We start from the raw sequence: 16,527 nt of genomic DNA on the forward strand, positions 1-16,527 counted from the left end.
GGGGTTCTTCGGCGCTGGCAAGCGTTTATTTAAAAAAAACTGTCGTTCGCGTATTTTCTCAACAGGATGATGATATAAAGAACAAAAAAGCCTACTTCCTGATGCTTTTAATCGCTTTAGGCAAGTCTGCAAGGCTATTTATTATCAAATCAGCCGCTTGTTCTGCTTCATTTGTAATTGGTTTACCTGTACGAACTAATACCTTAGTACCCACTTTCGCCATCACCGCCGCTTGCATATCTTCCAATTTGTCACCAACCATATAAGAAGCCGTCATATCGATACCAAGCTCCTTCTGTGCATCCAGCAGCATACCTGGTTGTGGTTTACGGCAATCACAACTCTTCTTATATTGTTCTTCAGTCGCATCAGGATGATGGGGACAATAATAGATGCCATCCAAATCTACACCGCGATCTGCCAGTGACCAATCCATCCATTCTGTCAGTTGCAAGAATTGTTCTTCATTGAAAATGCCACGGGCAATACCTGACTGGTTTGTGACTAATACCAGTGCATACCCCATTTTTTTCAATTCAATCATGGTTTCAATGGCACCATCGATAAATTGAAAATCATCTACTTCGTGTACATAACCATGATCGATATTTATTGTTCCGTCACGATCTAAAAATACGGCAGGAATACCTTGTGTCACCCGATTGCTCCAAGCAATGTAAGAAGTTCTCAGTATCGCATGATTTAGCCATGAATGAGAATGCAGCAATTAATTTATTCCCAGTTGACTTAGACGTCTAGACACCTTAACATCCGATTTAACTAGTGGTTTGTTTTCTCAAAAATATTCAAACTATTAATTTTCGAATTTTTATAAGAATAAATAAGAATAAAAATGATAAAACTGTCTCATATCAATAAAATATTCCAGCAGGGTGCGCGTTCTATTAATGCGCTTTCAGACATCAGTCTGCATGTTCCGCAAGGGCAAATTTACGGTGTCATTGGCTCATCCGGCGCAGGTAAAAGTACACTGATTCGCTGTGTAAATATGCTTGAGCGTCCAACTTCCGGGCAAGTACTGGTTAATGGTCAGGATTTAACTATCTTATCTGATAGTGATTTAACTCGTGCACGTCGTCGTATTGGCATGATTTTCCAGCACTTCAATTTGCTGTCTTCAAGAACTGTGTTTGGCAACATAGCTTTACCTTTGGAATTAGATAACATTCCAAAGGCTGAAATCAAAAAACGGGTAGATGAGTTATTGGAGCTTGTGGGTCTTGCAGATAAGCATGATGCTTATCCAGCAAATCTCTCTGGCGGACAGAAGCAACGCGTTGCTATTGCCCGTGCTCTAGCTAATTCACCTAAAGTACTTTTATGTGATGAAGCCACCAGCGCTCTGGATCCCGCAACAACGCGTTCTATTCTAGAATTATTGAAAGATATTAATCGCCGTTTGGGGCTAACCATTCTGTTAATTACACATGAAATGGACGTCGTCAAACGTATTTGTGACCAAGTAGCCGTTATTAGTGGTGGGCAACTGATTGAGCAAGACATTGTTAGTGAAGTGTTCTCTCATCCCAAGACACCTATCGCTCAGGCATTTATTCAGTCAACTTTGCATCTGGATATCCCTGAAGATTATGTACAAAAAATGCAAAGCCACCCAGCACCAGATCTTAGTCCATTATTGAAACTGGAGTTCACCGGTCAGTCGGTAGATGCCCCACTGATTTCAATGGCGGTACGTCGTTTTGATATTGATATGAATATATTAAGTTCTCAAATCGACTATGCCGGTGGCGTAAAATTTGGTGTGATGTTAGCGGAATTACACGGTGAAAATGGCGGCGTTGAATCAACAATTAAATTTTTACAAGACCATCATGTGAAAGTAGAGGTTCTCGGTTATGTCTGAAGGAATGATCTTATTGCTGGCTAAAGGCGTCTGGGAAACTCTGGTAATGACTTTTGTTTCTGGTTTCTTTGGCTTCATTATCGGGCTGCCGGTAGGTGTATTGTTATATGTCACCCGTCCCGGTCAAATTATGGAAAATAGTAAACTTTATCGCTTTCTTTCAGCAGTAGTTAATATTTTCCGTTCTATCCCATTTATTATTTTACTGGTGTGGATGATTCCTTTTACCAGATTAATTGTGGGAACATCGATCGGTTTACAGGCTGCCATTGTGCCATTGACCATAGGTGCTGCGCCATTTATTGCCCGTATGGTAGAAAATGCTTTACTGGAAATTCCATCGGGACTAATTGAAGCCGCTAGAGCAATGGGAGCAACCCCATTCCAGATTGTAAAGAAAATTCTGTTACCTGAAGCATTACCTGGTTTGTTCAATGCAGCCACAATTACCCTAATTACTTTAGTCGGCTATTCTGCAATGGGAGGTGCTGTAGGTGCAGGTGGATTAGGCCAAATTGGCTACCAATATGGTTATATCGGCTATAATGCAACAGTAATGAATACCGTATTAGTGTTACTGGTTATTTTAGTTTATTTAATTCAATTAAGTGGTGACCATTTAGTCAAGGCCACAACACGTAAATGATAAGATTATTTTAATAACAGTACCTTGCCGGTGCTAATAAATCAGTATTCTATAGGGGTAAAGTATGTCTGTTAAATTAAAAACCATCGCAACTATCAGCGCTCTCTTAGGTTCATTAATTCTGTCTGGTTGCGGGCAGGAAAAACAAGATCCAAACCATATTAAAGTAGGCGTTATCGTTGGTGCAGAGCAGGAAGTTGCTGAAATTGCAAAAAAAGTAGCTAAAGACAAATATGGTCTTGATGTAGAACTGGTCACTTTTAATGATTTTGTATTGCCAAACGAAGCTCTGAGTAAAGGTGATATTGATCTGAATGCATACCAGCACAAACCTTACATGGATCAACAAATCAAAGATCGTGGTTATAAGATGGTCACAGTTGGCAACTCTTTTGTTTATCCAATTGCAGGTTATTCCAAAAAAATTAAATCCCTGGATGAATTGCAGGATGGTTCCCAAATTGCGTTACCAAACGATCCAACGAACTTAGGCCGTTCTTTATTACTGTTGCAGAAACAAGGTTTAATTAAATTGAAAGATGGCATAGGCTTATTACCAACGGTTCTAGACGTTGTTGAAAATCCTAAGAATTTAAAACTAGTCGAATTGGAAGCACCACAATTACCACGTTCACTGGATGATCAAAAAATTGCTCTCGCAATCATTAATACAACCTATGCAAGCCAGATCGGGCTGACTCCAGCAAAAGATGGTTTATTTGTTGAAGATAAAGATTCTCCATATGTAAACCTACTGGTTAGTCGAGAAGATAATAAAGATGCTGAAAACGTTAAGAAATTCGTTAAGGCATATCAATCCAACGAAGTTGATGAAGCTGCCAATAAGATCTTTAATGGTGGTGCAGTGAAAGGCTGGTAATCTTTCATATTACGCTCATTGATATTAGAATAATCAGGCGGACAGATTGTCCGCCTGATTTATTATGGCATCATGTTTTCGATATTTTTTGTTAACCTGATCTACTCACTTAACTCTAACAGTAAAAATTCGAGGATCTATAATGCATAGGCTACTTTCCTCTTTGTTAGCACTGTCCATAACAGGATGTTCAGTACAACAAATAACATTGCCTGACTCTTCCCAGTTATCAGATATGAAGTTCACAAAACTATCAACTGGAGAAAAAAAACATTTCTCTTCATCCGTAAAGTTATATACCAAGAGTGAAGAATTATTAGGTACCTCATTTAAAGATTTAGGGATTGTTTCTGGTCAATCATGCCGTAGTTCCTTACAGGACCCACCAGTTAATATCACTATGGCACGCAACCAGATGATAACTAAAGCGGCTTATTTGAATGCTAACGCTGTTTTATTGCATCAATGCGAGATATTATCAGGCCAAGGGTGCTACCAGATAGCAATATGTGAAGGTTCAGCCCTGCTTACTACCCAATGACTGATTTTCATTTCACTCAGATAGGGGTTATTCACTCCCCTTATAAAGAAAAATTTGCCGTTCCCCGCCAACCAGGTCTTATTGAAGATGGTGGTGGGAAACTGGTACTTCTTCCTCCCTATAATCAACCGGATGCAGTTCGTGATCTGGAGCAATTTAGTCATCTATGGGTTATTTTTATCTTCCATCAAACGATGGAAGGCGGTTGGAAGCCAATGGTGCGCCCTCCTCGTTTAGGCGGCAATGCAAAAATGGGTGTATTCGCAACCCGTTCGACTTTTCGACCAAATCCAATCGGTATGTCTTTGATTGAACTTAAAGGGATAGAATACAGAAAAGGTCGAGTTACTCTGGAACTGGGTAGCCTAGATTTAGTTGATGGTACGCCTGTTATTGATATTAAGCCTTATCTACCTTTTGCTGAATGTCAGCCACACGCAGTGGCAGGTTTTGCACAGCAAGCCCCTTCTACCGATATGGAAGTGATATTTTTACCTACCGCTGAGCAACAACTCATATCAATTCAAAATATTTATCCGAATTTACGCCGTTTTATCAGCCAAGTTTTGGCCCAGGACCCTCGTCCTGCTTACCGGAGAGGAGCACAGGAAAATCGGGAATATGCTGCTCATTTATTGGATTTTAATGTGCGCTGGAAAATCTGTGGCACATTGACCGAAGTGGTCTCCATAGATCCCCATTAAAAATCAGCATATACCCTTTTGGCATCTTAAACTCACTGGTAGACTAAAGACTTATTTTCGTTTTTTATTGGCTGGCAAATTTCTGCCAGTCAGAAGCAATTTGCTGCTCTAATGGAACCTAACAATGCGTACTAGCCAATATCTGCTCTCTACACTAAAAGAGACTCCTGCCGATGCAGAGGTTGTCAGCCATAAGCTGATGCTTCGTGCGGGTATGATCCGTAAACTCGCTTCAGGTCTGTATAATTGGATGCCTACAGGTATCCGTGTACTCAAAAAAGTCGAAAAAATTGTTCGAGAAGAAATGAACAATGCCGGAGCGATTGAAATATCTATGCCCGTCGTACAACCGGCAGATCTATGGCAAGAAAGTGGCCGCTGGGAACAATACGGTCCAGAGTTACTGCGTTTTGTTGACCGAAGTGATCGTCCTTTTGTACTAGGTCCAACTCATGAAGAAGTCATTACTGATCTGATCCGCAATGAAGTCAGCTCATACAAACAGTTGCCACTGACTTTATTCCAGATCCAGACTAAATTCCGCGATGAAGTTCGCCCTCGTTTTGGCGTGATGCGCTCCCGTGAATTCCTAATGAAAGATGCTTACTCTTTCCATGCAACCCAAGCATCATTACAAGAAACTTACGACAACATGTACGAAGCCTACAGCAAAATTTTTACCCGCATAGGTTTGGATTTTCGTGCTGTTCTGGCTGATACCGGTTCCATCGGTGGTAGTGCTTCTCATGAATTTCAGGTTCTGGCAGCCAGTGGAGAAGATGATATCGTTTTCTCTACTGAATCCAATTACGCAGCTAATATTGAATTAGCCGAAGCTGTTGTCCCCGCTCATGATCGCGCAACACCAACAGCAGAGATGCATCTGGTAGATACTCCAAACGCAAAAACAATTGCTGAACTGGTTGAGCAATTCAATCTGCCAATTGAGAAAACGGTTAAAACCCTGATGGTTCACGCAGCAGAAGGTACAGGTCATAAATTAGTTGCTTTACTGGTTCGCGGCGACCATGAACTTAATGAAATCAAAGCAGAGAAATTATCTTTAGTTGCCAGCCCGCTGACTTTTGCTACCGAAGAAGAGATTCGTTCAATTGTTGGTGCAGGTCCAGGTTCACTGGGCCCTGTCAATCTGACAATACCCGTTATTATTGACCGTAGTGTAGCAGTGATGAGTGACTTTGGCGCAGGTGCCAATATCAATGACAAACACTATTTCGGTATCAACTGGGAACGTGATCTACCAGTACCAGAAGTTGCCGATATCCGTAATGTTGTTGAAGGTGATGCCAGCCCGGATGGTAAAGGTACATTGCTCATCAAACGTGGTATTGAAGTTGGCCATATCTTCCAACTTGGCACCAAATATTCTGATGCCATGAAAGCGACTGTTCAAAGCGAAGACGGCCATAACCAGATAGTTACTATGGGCTGTTATGGTATTGGTGTTACTCGTATTGTCGCCGCAGCGATTGAACAAAATTACGATGACCGCGGTATCATCTGGCCTGACGCAATTGCACCATTCCAAGTTGCTATTTTGCCAATGAATATGCACAAGTCATATCGCGTTAAAGAAGTTGCAGAGAAACTGTATGCTGATCTACGCGCTAGCGGCATTGATGTTATTTTTGATGATCGTAAGGAACGCCCAGGTGTGATGTTTGCTGACATGGAGCTTATCGGTGTACCACACACTATCGTTATCGGTGACCGTAATCTCGATAATGACGAAGTAGAATATAAACATCGTCGTGGTGATGAAAAACAGATGCTGAAACTAGATGATGTTGTTGATTACCTGAAGCAACAACTTGGTTGTTAATTAAGATTATTGTAGTAATTTATTGAATAATATGGTGATAATGGTCACATCGTAACAGAGCATTTTACGCTTCTTAGCCCATTATCACCATACATACTGAAGCTAGAATTATTTCTTCATATTACAAGATTTCGATTTATCGAAATGGATTTTACCTGTCTGAATCAGGGCAGGATCAAATTGCCCATCTTCCATTGAAGGACGGACACTGTAATAGCCTTCAACTTCAACATAAACCGGCGTTCCACCTTCCACACCGACTTGGTGATAGCCTTGCTCCAAATCCAGGCTTTCCGTTACAGCATACCGGCTACCTGTACTACAATCTGTAAACAAAGCAGCATCAGCCATATAACTGTATTCACCCACCAGTTTCTTCGGTTTTACCCGTTGCAGTTCATAATTGAATGATGATTCAATTTTATTGCCTTCAATATCCAGCATTACTAGGTTTTCACCTTTCGACAGATAATAAGATTTCTGGTCGTCTGATTTTGTCAGGCGAATTTTCTCTCCATCTTTCGCCCATAGACCAGATTCAAAGAACGACTGATCACCATCACGAGCGCCAAGATAAGTTTGTTCCAGAATATAAGTACCATCATTATCCAATAACAGTGTGGTATCAATACCAGAACAATCAGCGCAAGGAAGAGCACCATGAAAAGTCTGATCTACTGGCTGTGAACTCGTTTGTTGTGCTGAGTTACCTTTACATCCCATCAAAGCAGATACGCCCACAGCAACCAACGCTGTCAAAAGTTTTTTATTCACATTTATCTCCACACAGTATAATGAGTTCTATAATTCTCATCTTATAAGTAACACAAGGAACATAGCGATTATTCAAGCTTAATAGCGTAAATACTGTCCTTCTTAAGGATGTTATTCAATAATAGCAAAATAACGTGGGCCGATTTTAATACTTTTGTCAGGAAGTTGCTGTGAAATAGGACTTTTATTTACTTACTGTTCAGAATGAATAACCAAAGTTATTCATTAATCACGATTGATTTCCTGTGCTATAGTCATTAATAGTGCTTTTGAGTTACAATTTTAACAACCACGGGCGGCAATAACCGCCACTAACCATAGTGGTGAGCAAATATGTCTATAAATACTGAATATCAACCAATTAACTGTGACGACTACGATAATCTTGAGTCAACTTGCCAACATCAGCTCCATCTCCACATAAAGTTGCGGGGTGGGGAAGTTATTGAAGGAAAAGCCTGTGATTTGGTTTTAAGAAAAAAAGTTGAATACTTGATAATTGAAACAGAAGGTAAACCTCGTGAATTGCGGTTAGATCATATTGCTAGTTTCAGTCACCCTAAAATTGGCACTATTATTATTGAACACTCTGAATCTTGATAGAAAACAGCCGCCTTTGGCGGCTTAACTTTTTATTTTAACAGCGTTTTATGCCAGTTCATTGTTAACATCTCTCTTCCTTCTGCCGCTTTACTTTCCTTGGTAACAAAAACACCTAACGCCGCTATCAATTGTTCATTGTAATAAAGCAATGGAATTCGCTCTCTAAGCCACGGAGCAACCCCAAACTCTTGCCACAATTTTTTACTATGCCGAGAATGTTGACGCCCCACAATACTTATCATTCCCTGGACACCAAAGCGAATAGTCACTCGTTCATGATCAGCCGGGGCCCTTACTTGGATACCGCGATCAGAAATATTCAATTCTCCCAAGCGATCCGGTAATACCAAAGTATTGCAAATATCCCACTCAAGAATAGTGTCTCTCAAAGATTGTAATTGAGGAACCAACCAGAGTTTTTGCTTATAACGACGTATATCATATTCACCAAATTGTAGTCGAGGCTCAGCATCAGTGCGAGCAAGAGCCACCTCATACCAAAGCCGGTTAAGCTGCTCTCGTGGAGGCATTTTCATCTCATGGTAACCAAACCAACGGCGTAACAAAGCATTTCGTTTGGCTTCTGAACATACAGCCAAAGACGAAATACCCAAAGCACCATCTTGAGTTATTAGCTCTTTCAGAGACTCATTCAATAATTCATCTAGAAGCTGTTCTTGTTCGCCACATAAACTTGCACTTCGAGCAACAGATTGTGGGAAATGCGGCCAACGTTGATTCAGTAACGGCATAATATGTAAGCGCAGAAAATTTCTGTCATAACGATCATCTTGATTACTGTCGTCTTCAATCCAATTCAGACGATGTTTACTGGCATACATTTCCAGTTCATTCCGGCTATAATCAAGTAGAGGACGTAACAATAATGTATTAGCAAATACAGCGATTGAAGGCATAGAAGCAAGACCGGCCGGACCACTACCTCGCTTTAATGCCAATAAAAAAGTCTCCGCCTGATCATCAAGATGTTGGGCTGTTACCAAAACTTCGTCTTTTTGTAATTCGCGCTTAAATACCTGATATCGAGCATCACGAGCAGCAGCCTCAATCCCCTTTTGACGAGCATCTATCGTGACTCTTGCAGAATGAAACTCCACTTGCCAGTCATCACAGATCAATTGGCAATGTTCAACCCACTGATCTGCTTTTAGGTTTAAACCGTGGTGAATATGTATTGCCCTTAGTTGAATTTTCTGATCATGTTGATTACGCCAATTAACCAACAAATGAAGCAAAACAGAGGAGTCCAGCCCACCACTGAATCCAACCAGGATTTTCTTATATTCACCAAGCTGTTCAGCCAAAGTGACAAATAGTCTCTCATCAATGTTTGTCATTATAGGTTCAAGAGTTCCTTAGCTTGCAATAATATGAATTCATTATTATCTACTTTAGTAAGTTTAAAATCTCTGTCAGTCAGATAATGTTTTTCACTACTTTCATTAAGAATATAAAATGACAAAAAGAAGCAGAAATAGTAAAGGATGGAAGTGACTGAAATTTATCATTTCCAGTCATTTACCATCCCTTATTCAAACAATTAATTCAAATATCAGCAATAACCATATTGCATCAAACGCTGATATCGGCGGTTGATTAACTCTTCAGATGTCAAATGATCAAGCTCTGCCAGGTCAATCAACAACTGAGCTTTCAACGATTTGGATATTGCTTCATAGTCACGATGAGCGCCACCTAATGGCTCTGAGATCACAGAATCGATCAATTCCAGTTCTTTCAAACGAGGAGCAGTGATCCCCATTGCTTCTGCCGCCAAAGGTGCTTTTTCCGCACTTTTCCATAAAATTGAGGCACAACCTTCTGGGGAGATAACAGAATAAGTACTATATTGCAGCATATTCACTTTATCACCAACACTAATCGCCAGAGCACCACCAGAGCCACCTTCACCAATCACAGTACAAATAACAGGCACAGACAGGCGGGACATTTCACGCAAGTTGCGAGCTATCGCCTCAGATTGACCACGCTCTTCTGCACCAACCCCAGGATATGCACCAGGAGTATCAATGAAAGTAATAATTGGCAGTTTAAAACGCTCTGCCATTTCCATCAGACGCAAAGCTTTACGATAACCTTCTGGCGCAGGCATACCGAAATTACGGCGAATTTTTTCTTTGGTTTCACGGCCTTTTTGGTGACCAATCACCATCACTGGACGTCCATCAATACGAGCCAGACCACCCACAATTGCTTTGTCATCAGCATAAGCACGATCACCAGCAAGCTCTTCAAAATCAGTAAAAATATGCTGAATATAGTCCAACGTATAAGGACGACGTGGGTGACGAGCAAGTTGAGCAATTTGCCAGGCACCTAAATCTGAAAAGATTTTGCGAGTCAATTCCAGACTTTTTTCCCGCAAACGTTGTACTTCTTCATCCAGATTTATATCTAATTTTTCACCTTGAAGGCTAACTGCGGTTAGCGAATCAATTTTCGCTTCCAGCTCGGCAATCGGCTGTTCAAATTCAAGAAAATTCAGACTCATAACATTCCTAATTTTAGTCAAATTCTAATTCTACCTGCTCATTACCCAGCAGAGTTCGCAAATCTGTCAGAAGGTTATCCGTTGGCGTTACCCTCCACGTCGCGCCAAATCTTAAACGGGCGCGGGCGTCTTCCCTCTGGTAATAAAGATGAACCGGTATCGTTCCCGAACGATGTGGTTCCAATGCACTACGAAGACGGCTCAACAATTGATCATCAATTTGCCTGTCTGACAGCGAGATAGCAAGCCCACGCGCATATTTTTCACGCGCTTCACTAATATCCATTAATTCACGGGCTGTCATTTTAAGACCTCCATTGAAGTCATCAAAGCTGACCTGACCTGTAGCGATTAATATCCGGTCTTGTTCTAGCAAATGCCGATATTTCTCCAAGGCATCGGAAAATAACATAACTTCTAGACGTCCTGAACGATCATCTAAAGTACAAAGACCAATCCGGTTACCTCGTTTGGTTATAATCACTTTGGATGCCAGCACCAAACCTATCACAGTCGTTACTTGACCGCGCGGGGTTGGATTCACATCTTTTAACCGCAATCCATTAGTATAGCGCTCAATTTCTTTTAAATAACGGGTGATAGGATGCCCAGTTAAATAGAGACCCAGTGTTTCCCGTTCACCATCAAGAACAATCTGTTCCGGCCATTGAGAAATATTGGCATAAGAGCGTTCCACTTCTTCTGGCGCTTCAGCTAATACACCAAACATATCAGTCTGACCAGTAGCTTCTGCTTTAGCATGTTGATCTGCCGCTTTTAGCGCATCTTCCAACGAGGACATCAGTGCTGCACGGTGTGGCCCTAAACGGTCAAATGCCCCTGACATGATCAGTTTTTCCATCACTCGGCGATTTAACTTCTTGGTGTCAACACGAGCACATAAATCAAACAGTTCTCTAAAATAACCATCTTTCTGACGAGCTTCGATGATAGCTTCAATCGGCCCTTCACCTACCCCTTTAATTGCACCGATTCCATATACGATCTCCCCGTCATCATTAACATGGAAATGATACAAGCCACTATTAATATCAGGTGGTAAGATTTTCAGCCCCATGCGCCAGCATTCATCAATCAACCCAACGACTTTTTCTGTATTATCCATATCAGCAGTCATTACCGCAGCCATAAATTCAGCCGGATAATGTGCTTTCAACCATAAAGTCTGATAAGAGACCAATGCATACGCAGCGGAGTGAGATTTGTTAAATCCATAACCAGCAAATTTCTCTACCAAGTCAAAGATTTTCATTGATAGTTCACCATCAATGCCGAGTTTTTTGGCTCCATCCTCAAATACGGAGCGCTGCTTCGCCATCTCCTCCGGCTTTTTCTTGCCCATTGCCCGTCGGAGCATATCTGCACCACCGAGAGTATATCCCGCCAGCACCTGAGCAATCTGCATCACTTGTTCCTGATAAAGGATAATGCCGTAAGTTGGCTCCAAAACAGGTTGTAAAGATTCGTGCTGCCATTGTACATCTGGGTATGAGATCTCTTCCCGACCATGTTTGCGGTCAATGAAGTTGTCCACCATACCTGATTGCAAAGGACCCGGACGAAACAGTGCCACAAGCGCAATCATGTCTTCGAAGCAGTCAGGACGCAGGCGTTTGATAAGATCCTTCATACCACGGGATTCGAGCTGGAATACCGCTGTTGTTTCAGCGCGTTGCAGCATATCGAAGCTCTTGACGTCGTTCAGCGGAATCGCTGCGATATCAATTGGGTCCAGATCTTTCTTCGCTCTGCGTGCGTTGATCATTTCCAACGCCCAATTGATGATAGTCAACGTCCTCAGTCCGAGGAAGTCGAATTTCACCAACCCAGCATATTCCACATCGTTTTTATCAAACTGAGTAACCGGGTTCAAACCTTCCGGGTCACAGTAGAGAGGCGCGAAATCCGTGATCTTAGTTGGGGCGATAACAACCCCACCCGCGTGTTTCCCCGCGTTACGGGTAACACCTTCCAATTTACGCGCCATATCTATCAGCGCTTTAACTTCCTCATCCGCTTCATAAATTTCAGGAAGTTGTGGCTCTGCGATAAATGCCTTTTCCAATGTCATACCTGGATCAAGCGGTATCAATTTAGAAATTCTGTCAACAAACCCGTATGGATGCCCCAGCACACGGCCAACATCCCGAATGACGGCTTTCGCTGCCATCGTACCGAATGTGATGATCTGAGATACGGCATCACGACCATATATATCAGCCACATGATCAATCACCTGATCACGTTTTTCCATACAGAAATCGACGTCAAAATCGGGCATGGAAACACGTTCAGGATTAAGGAACCGTTCAAATAGCAGGTCGAACTCTAAAGGATCGAGATCAGTTATTTTCAGAGCATAAGCCACCAAAGAACCGGCACCAGAACCACGCCCTGGGCCAACGGGAACACCATTGTCTTTCGACCACTGAATAAATTCCATCACGATCAGGAAGTAGCCAGGGAATCCCATCTGGTTGATAACCCGAAGTTCAATATCGAGTCTCTCATCATATTTAGGACGTTTTTCTGCGCGTACTTTAGGATCCGAATAGAGAAATGCTAAACGTTCTTCCAACCCTTGTTTAGATTTATCTATCAGATAACCTTCGGTACTCATTTCTCCCGTAGGGAATTGCGGCAGGAAATATTCACCAAGGCGAATAGTGACATTACAACGCTTAGCAATTTCTACACTGTTTTCCAGCGCTTCAGGAATATCAGCGAATAGCTCACACATTTCCTGTTCACTACGCAGATATTGCTGAGGACTGTAATTTTTCGGGCGTTTTGGATCAGCTAATGTATAGCCATCATGAATCGCCACGCGGATCTCATGAGCATCAAAATCTTCACTGTCGATGAAACACACATCATTAGTCGCAACAACAGGCAAGTTCTTTTCTGTCGCCAGTGCAACCGCTGCATGAAGATAACTTTCTTCATCTGCACGGCCAGTACGGATTAGCTCCAGATAATAACAGTCGGGGAAATGCTCCTGATAAAACTCAAGGCATTGGTCCACCATAATCTGATTACCACGTAACAGGAATTTGCCAACATCTCCCATACGGCCACCAGAGAGCAGGATCAACCCTTCTTTATGGTTTATCAGCCATTCCTGTTTAATTGTCGGGCCAACAGCACCATACCCCTTCTGATAAGCCTCTGATATCAGTAACGTCAGGTTATGATAGCCAGTATTATTGCGCGCAAGAATGGTCAGGTTAGCGTACTCATCACCGAGCAATTCGCTTTCCATATAGAAATCAGCACCAATAATCGGTTTTATTCCCGTCCCATGAGCACTGCCGTAAAATCTCACCAACCCACACAGGTTAGTAAAATCAGTGATCGCAAAAGCTGGCATACCTAATTGAGCAACCTTTTTCACTAAAGGGCTGGTTTTGGCTAAGCCATCAATCATTGAATAGTCGCTGTGGACACGTAAGTGTACAAAACGGGGTTCGGCCATGTGTTTGTCCAGATGATATTGATTTGAAGAATAGCTGTATTCAGTCAACAAGTTAACTTAAAGGCCAATTGCTCTTTTAACCGGCGCAAAACTTTTACGGTGATGTTTTGTCGCTCCCAACAGAGCCAGCTTTTCTAAATGAAATGCCGTTGGGTAGCCTTTATGTTTAGCAAATCCATATTCAGGAAATAATTGGTCAAGTTCAGCCATTTCCCGATCTCTAGTCACTTTCGCCACAATAGAAGCCGCACTGATTTCAGCAACCAGCCCATCACCTTTTATCACCGCTTGTGCAGGAATTGACAATTTAGGGCAACGATTGCCATCAATCAGCACATATTCAGGCGGAATAGACAAGCCAGCCACAGCCCTTTGCATCGCAAGCATAGTTGCGTGCAAGATATTCAGTTGATCAATTTCTTCTGGCTCTGCACGCCCCAGGCTCCAACACAACGCTTTTTCTGTAATCTCCAGATACAATGCTTCACGGCGTTTCTCACTGAGTTTTTTAGAATCAGCCAGCCCGGTGATCGGCCTGGATGGATCTAAAATAACAGCCGCGGTCACAACGGCACCTACTAATGGGCCTCGACCAACTTCATCAACTCCGGCAATCAGACTCGCCTGAGGATATATAAATTCCATCATTTTCCTGCCAATTCCAATACGGCTTGTGCTGCTTGTTCGTCAGCATTACAACGAATGCTTTCATGCAAATGTAAAAATGTTTGTTTCAATACTTCAATTTTTTCACTGCCTTGTAGTAACGGCAACAACTCATCTGCAAGTTTTTGAGGCTGACATTTTTCCTGCAATAATTCTTTAACCAGCTCTTCACCGGATAATAAGTTAGGCAATGAAACATAAGGCGTTTTTACCAGGCGTTTTGCCAACCAGAAAGTCAATGACTTCATCCGGTAACCAACTACCATTGGACATTTTGCCAGCATACATTCCAGAGCAGCAGTACCAGAAGCCAAAAGTGCAGCATCACTTGCAATCATGATTTCTCGCGCTTTGCCATCCACAAGGTGAACATTCAGCTCTGGCGCAATTTCTTGTTTAATACGCTCAAATTGTTCACGCCGTTTAGCATTCACCAACGGCACAAATACATGCAGATCTGGCATACTCCGCTGCAATAACTGAGCAGTCTTAAGAAAATCCGCACTCAGCATCTCAACCTCAGAATGGCGACTCCCCGGCAATAAAGCCAGGCAAACAGCCTCTGACGGAATACCTAATAGCTCACGTGCCGTCGCTTTATTTGGTTGCAATGGCATAGCATCCGCCATGGTATGTCCAATAAACCGACACGGAACATTGAACTTATCGTAAAACACTTTTTCAAAAGGCAAGAAGGCCAGAACCATATCTGTGGCTTTACCAATTTTGAAAACACGTTTCTGCCGCCAAGCCCATACTGACGGACTGACATAATGAATGGTGCGGATGCCCCGCTGTTTTAACCGACCTTCCAAAGTGATATTGAAATCCGGCGCATCAATGCCCACAAACACATCAGGTTTCAGTTCCGTAAAACGGGTTGTCAGATCCTTACGTATTTTCAATAAACGAGGCAAACGTTCGAGAACTTCGACAACCCCCATTACTGCTAGCTCTTCCATCTCATACCAGGCTTCACAACCTTCAGCCTGCATAAGAGGACCTGCCACACCAACAAAGTGGGCATTAGGTACTTTCGCTTTTAGTGCACGAATTAAACCTGCTCCAAGGATATCACCGGAGGTTTCTCCGGCGATTAATCCAATAGTCAGCGGACGCAGACTATTAATAGAAGAAATGGTAGCCAAAGGAGTATCCTTCATCTACTTAACGGACAATGCCACGGGTAGAATTTGCCAGAAAATCGCTGAAGATTTTTACATGCTGATTATTTTCAGCCAGCTCAGCAATTTCTTGTTGTGCTTCTTCTAACGTTTTTCCGTTACGATACAAAATTTTGTACGCATTTCTAATTGCATGCAATGAATCTTTATCAAAACCACGGCGTTTCAGACCTTCGACATTAGTGCCAAAAGGCGTTGCATGATTCCCCTGAGCAATAACGTATGGCGGAATATCCTGTACCACACCGGAACACCCGCCCACCATAGCATGAGAGCCAATCTGACAAAACTGATGAATCGCACTCATACCACCAATGATGACATAATCACCCAGGATAACATGCCCCCCCAAAGTACCATTATTCGCAATGACACAACGATCACCGACAATACAGTCATGAGCAATATGGGCATTAACCATCAACAAATTATCATTACCGATTTTCGTTACACCGCCACCCTGCACGGTGCCACGATGAATAGTGACACTTTCGCGGATACGGTTACGATCACCAATTTCAACTCGGGTTGGTTCACCGTGATATTTCAGGTCCTGATTCATTTCGCCAATAGAAGCAAACTGAAAAATCTGGTTATCACGGCCGATTTTGGTTATTCCATTGACAACAACATGAGACTTCAGCTCTGTACCTTCGCCAATCTCAACCTGAGAGCCAATACAACAAAACGGCCCAATACGAACATTGGCACCAATAACCGCACCATCTTCTACAATAGCGCTAGGATGTATATAAGCGGTTTCATCAATCAT

The 16,527-nt window shown here is 42.3% G+C and carries 15 protein-coding genes; 7 read left to right on the forward strand and 8 right to left on the reverse strand.

Annotated features, from left to right (window positions below; genetic code table 11):
- Positions 1 to 91: 91 nt before the first annotated feature.
- Positions 92 to 658, reverse strand: a complete 567-nt coding sequence (gene gmhB / locus KZ793_RS21450; protein WP_225817140.1) for a D-glycero-beta-D-manno-heptose 1,7-bisphosphate 7-phosphatase — start codon at positions 656 to 658, stop codon at positions 92 to 94.
- Positions 659 to 853: 195 nt separating this feature from the next.
- Between gmhB and metN the strand changes: the two genes are divergently transcribed.
- The 6 genes from metN to proS all read left to right on the forward strand — a co-directional run bounded on the left by metN (position 854) and on the right by proS (position 6,499).
- Complete coding sequence (gene metN / locus KZ793_RS21455; RefSeq protein ID WP_225817141.1) at positions 854 to 1,885, forward strand: methionine ABC transporter ATP-binding protein MetN; 1,032 nt, start codon at positions 854 to 856, stop codon at positions 1,883 to 1,885.
- Positions 1,878 to 2,531 (forward strand): methionine ABC transporter permease MetI, encoded by a 654-nt coding sequence (locus KZ793_RS21460; protein ID WP_118987401.1) that lies wholly within the window; start codon positions 1,878 to 1,880, stop codon positions 2,529 to 2,531. Before metN ends, KZ793_RS21460 begins: the two co-directional genes overlap by 8 nt.
- Before the next feature lie 64 nt (positions 2,532 to 2,595).
- Positions 2,596 to 3,411 (forward strand): MetQ/NlpA family lipoprotein, encoded by an 816-nt coding sequence (locus KZ793_RS21465; protein ID WP_225817142.1) that lies wholly within the window; start codon positions 2,596 to 2,598, stop codon positions 3,409 to 3,411.
- Positions 3,412 to 3,553: 142 nt separating this feature from the next.
- On the forward strand, positions 3,554 to 3,952 hold the full coding sequence (gene rcsF / locus KZ793_RS21470; protein ID WP_225817143.1) for an Rcs stress response system protein RcsF: 399 nt from the start codon (positions 3,554 to 3,556) through the stop codon (positions 3,950 to 3,952).
- Complete coding sequence (tsaA, locus tag KZ793_RS21475; protein ID WP_225817144.1) at positions 3,949 to 4,656, forward strand: tRNA (N6-threonylcarbamoyladenosine(37)-N6)-methyltransferase TrmO; 708 nt, start codon at positions 3,949 to 3,951, stop codon at positions 4,654 to 4,656. Before rcsF ends, tsaA begins: the two co-directional genes overlap by 4 nt.
- A 124-nt stretch (positions 4,657 to 4,780) precedes the next feature.
- Positions 4,781 to 6,499: a proline--tRNA ligase gene (proS, locus tag KZ793_RS21480; protein ID WP_225817145.1), complete on the forward strand. Its 1,719-nt coding sequence runs from the start codon at positions 4,781 to 4,783 to the stop codon at positions 6,497 to 6,499.
- 108 nt (positions 6,500 to 6,607) lie between these two features.
- Here the strand turns inward: proS and nlpE are convergent, their stop codons facing one another.
- Positions 6,608 to 7,273: an envelope stress response activation lipoprotein NlpE gene (gene nlpE / locus KZ793_RS21485; RefSeq protein WP_225817146.1), complete on the reverse strand. Its 666-nt coding sequence runs from the start codon at positions 7,271 to 7,273 to the stop codon at positions 6,608 to 6,610.
- Positions 7,274 to 7,606: 333 nt separating this feature from the next.
- Between nlpE and rof the strand changes: the two genes are divergently transcribed.
- A complete protein-coding gene (rof, locus tag KZ793_RS21490) occupies positions 7,607 to 7,873 on the forward strand; it encodes a Rho-binding antiterminator (protein WP_112879158.1) in 267 nt (88 codons plus the stop codon).
- 32 nt (positions 7,874 to 7,905) lie between these two features.
- On the opposite strand, the gene tilS is transcribed toward rof, so the two are convergent.
- From tilS to lpxA, 6 genes are all read right to left on the reverse strand, one after another.
- Positions 7,906 to 9,234, reverse strand: coding sequence for a tRNA lysidine(34) synthetase TilS (gene tilS / locus KZ793_RS21495; RefSeq protein WP_225817147.1), 1,329 nt, complete (start codon positions 9,232 to 9,234; stop codon positions 7,906 to 7,908).
- A gap of 215 nt (positions 9,235 to 9,449) precedes the next feature.
- Positions 9,450 to 10,409 carry an acetyl-CoA carboxylase carboxyl transferase subunit alpha gene (gene accA, locus KZ793_RS21500; RefSeq protein WP_225817148.1) on the reverse strand — a complete coding sequence of 320 codons (960 nt, stop codon included), beginning with the start codon at positions 10,407 to 10,409 and terminating at the stop codon, positions 9,450 to 9,452.
- Between the two features lie 13 nt (positions 10,410 to 10,422).
- On the reverse strand, positions 10,423 to 13,905 hold the full coding sequence (gene dnaE, locus KZ793_RS21505; protein WP_225817149.1) for a DNA polymerase III subunit alpha: 3,483 nt from the start codon (positions 13,903 to 13,905) through the stop codon (positions 10,423 to 10,425).
- Positions 13,906 to 13,962: 57 nt separating this feature from the next.
- The gene (gene rnhB / locus KZ793_RS21510; RefSeq protein WP_397443653.1) at positions 13,963 to 14,550 is read right to left on the reverse strand and encodes a ribonuclease HII; all 588 of its coding nucleotides are present in this window, start codon (positions 14,548 to 14,550) and stop codon (positions 13,963 to 13,965) included.
- Positions 14,550 to 15,734 carry a lipid-A-disaccharide synthase gene (gene lpxB / locus KZ793_RS21515; protein WP_225817151.1) on the reverse strand — a complete coding sequence of 395 codons (1,185 nt, stop codon included), beginning with the start codon at positions 15,732 to 15,734 and terminating at the stop codon, positions 14,550 to 14,552. Before lpxB ends, rnhB begins: the two co-directional genes overlap by 1 nt.
- A 4-nt stretch (positions 15,735 to 15,738) precedes the next feature.
- The gene (lpxA, locus tag KZ793_RS21520; protein WP_118987390.1) at positions 15,739 to 16,527 is read right to left on the reverse strand and encodes an acyl-ACP--UDP-N-acetylglucosamine O-acyltransferase; all 789 of its coding nucleotides are present in this window, start codon (positions 16,525 to 16,527) and stop codon (positions 15,739 to 15,741) included.

Source organism: Photorhabdus antumapuensis, from assembly GCF_020387775.1.
GTDB classification, from domain to species: Bacteria; Pseudomonadota; Gammaproteobacteria; order Enterobacterales; family Enterobacteriaceae; genus Photorhabdus; species Photorhabdus antumapuensis.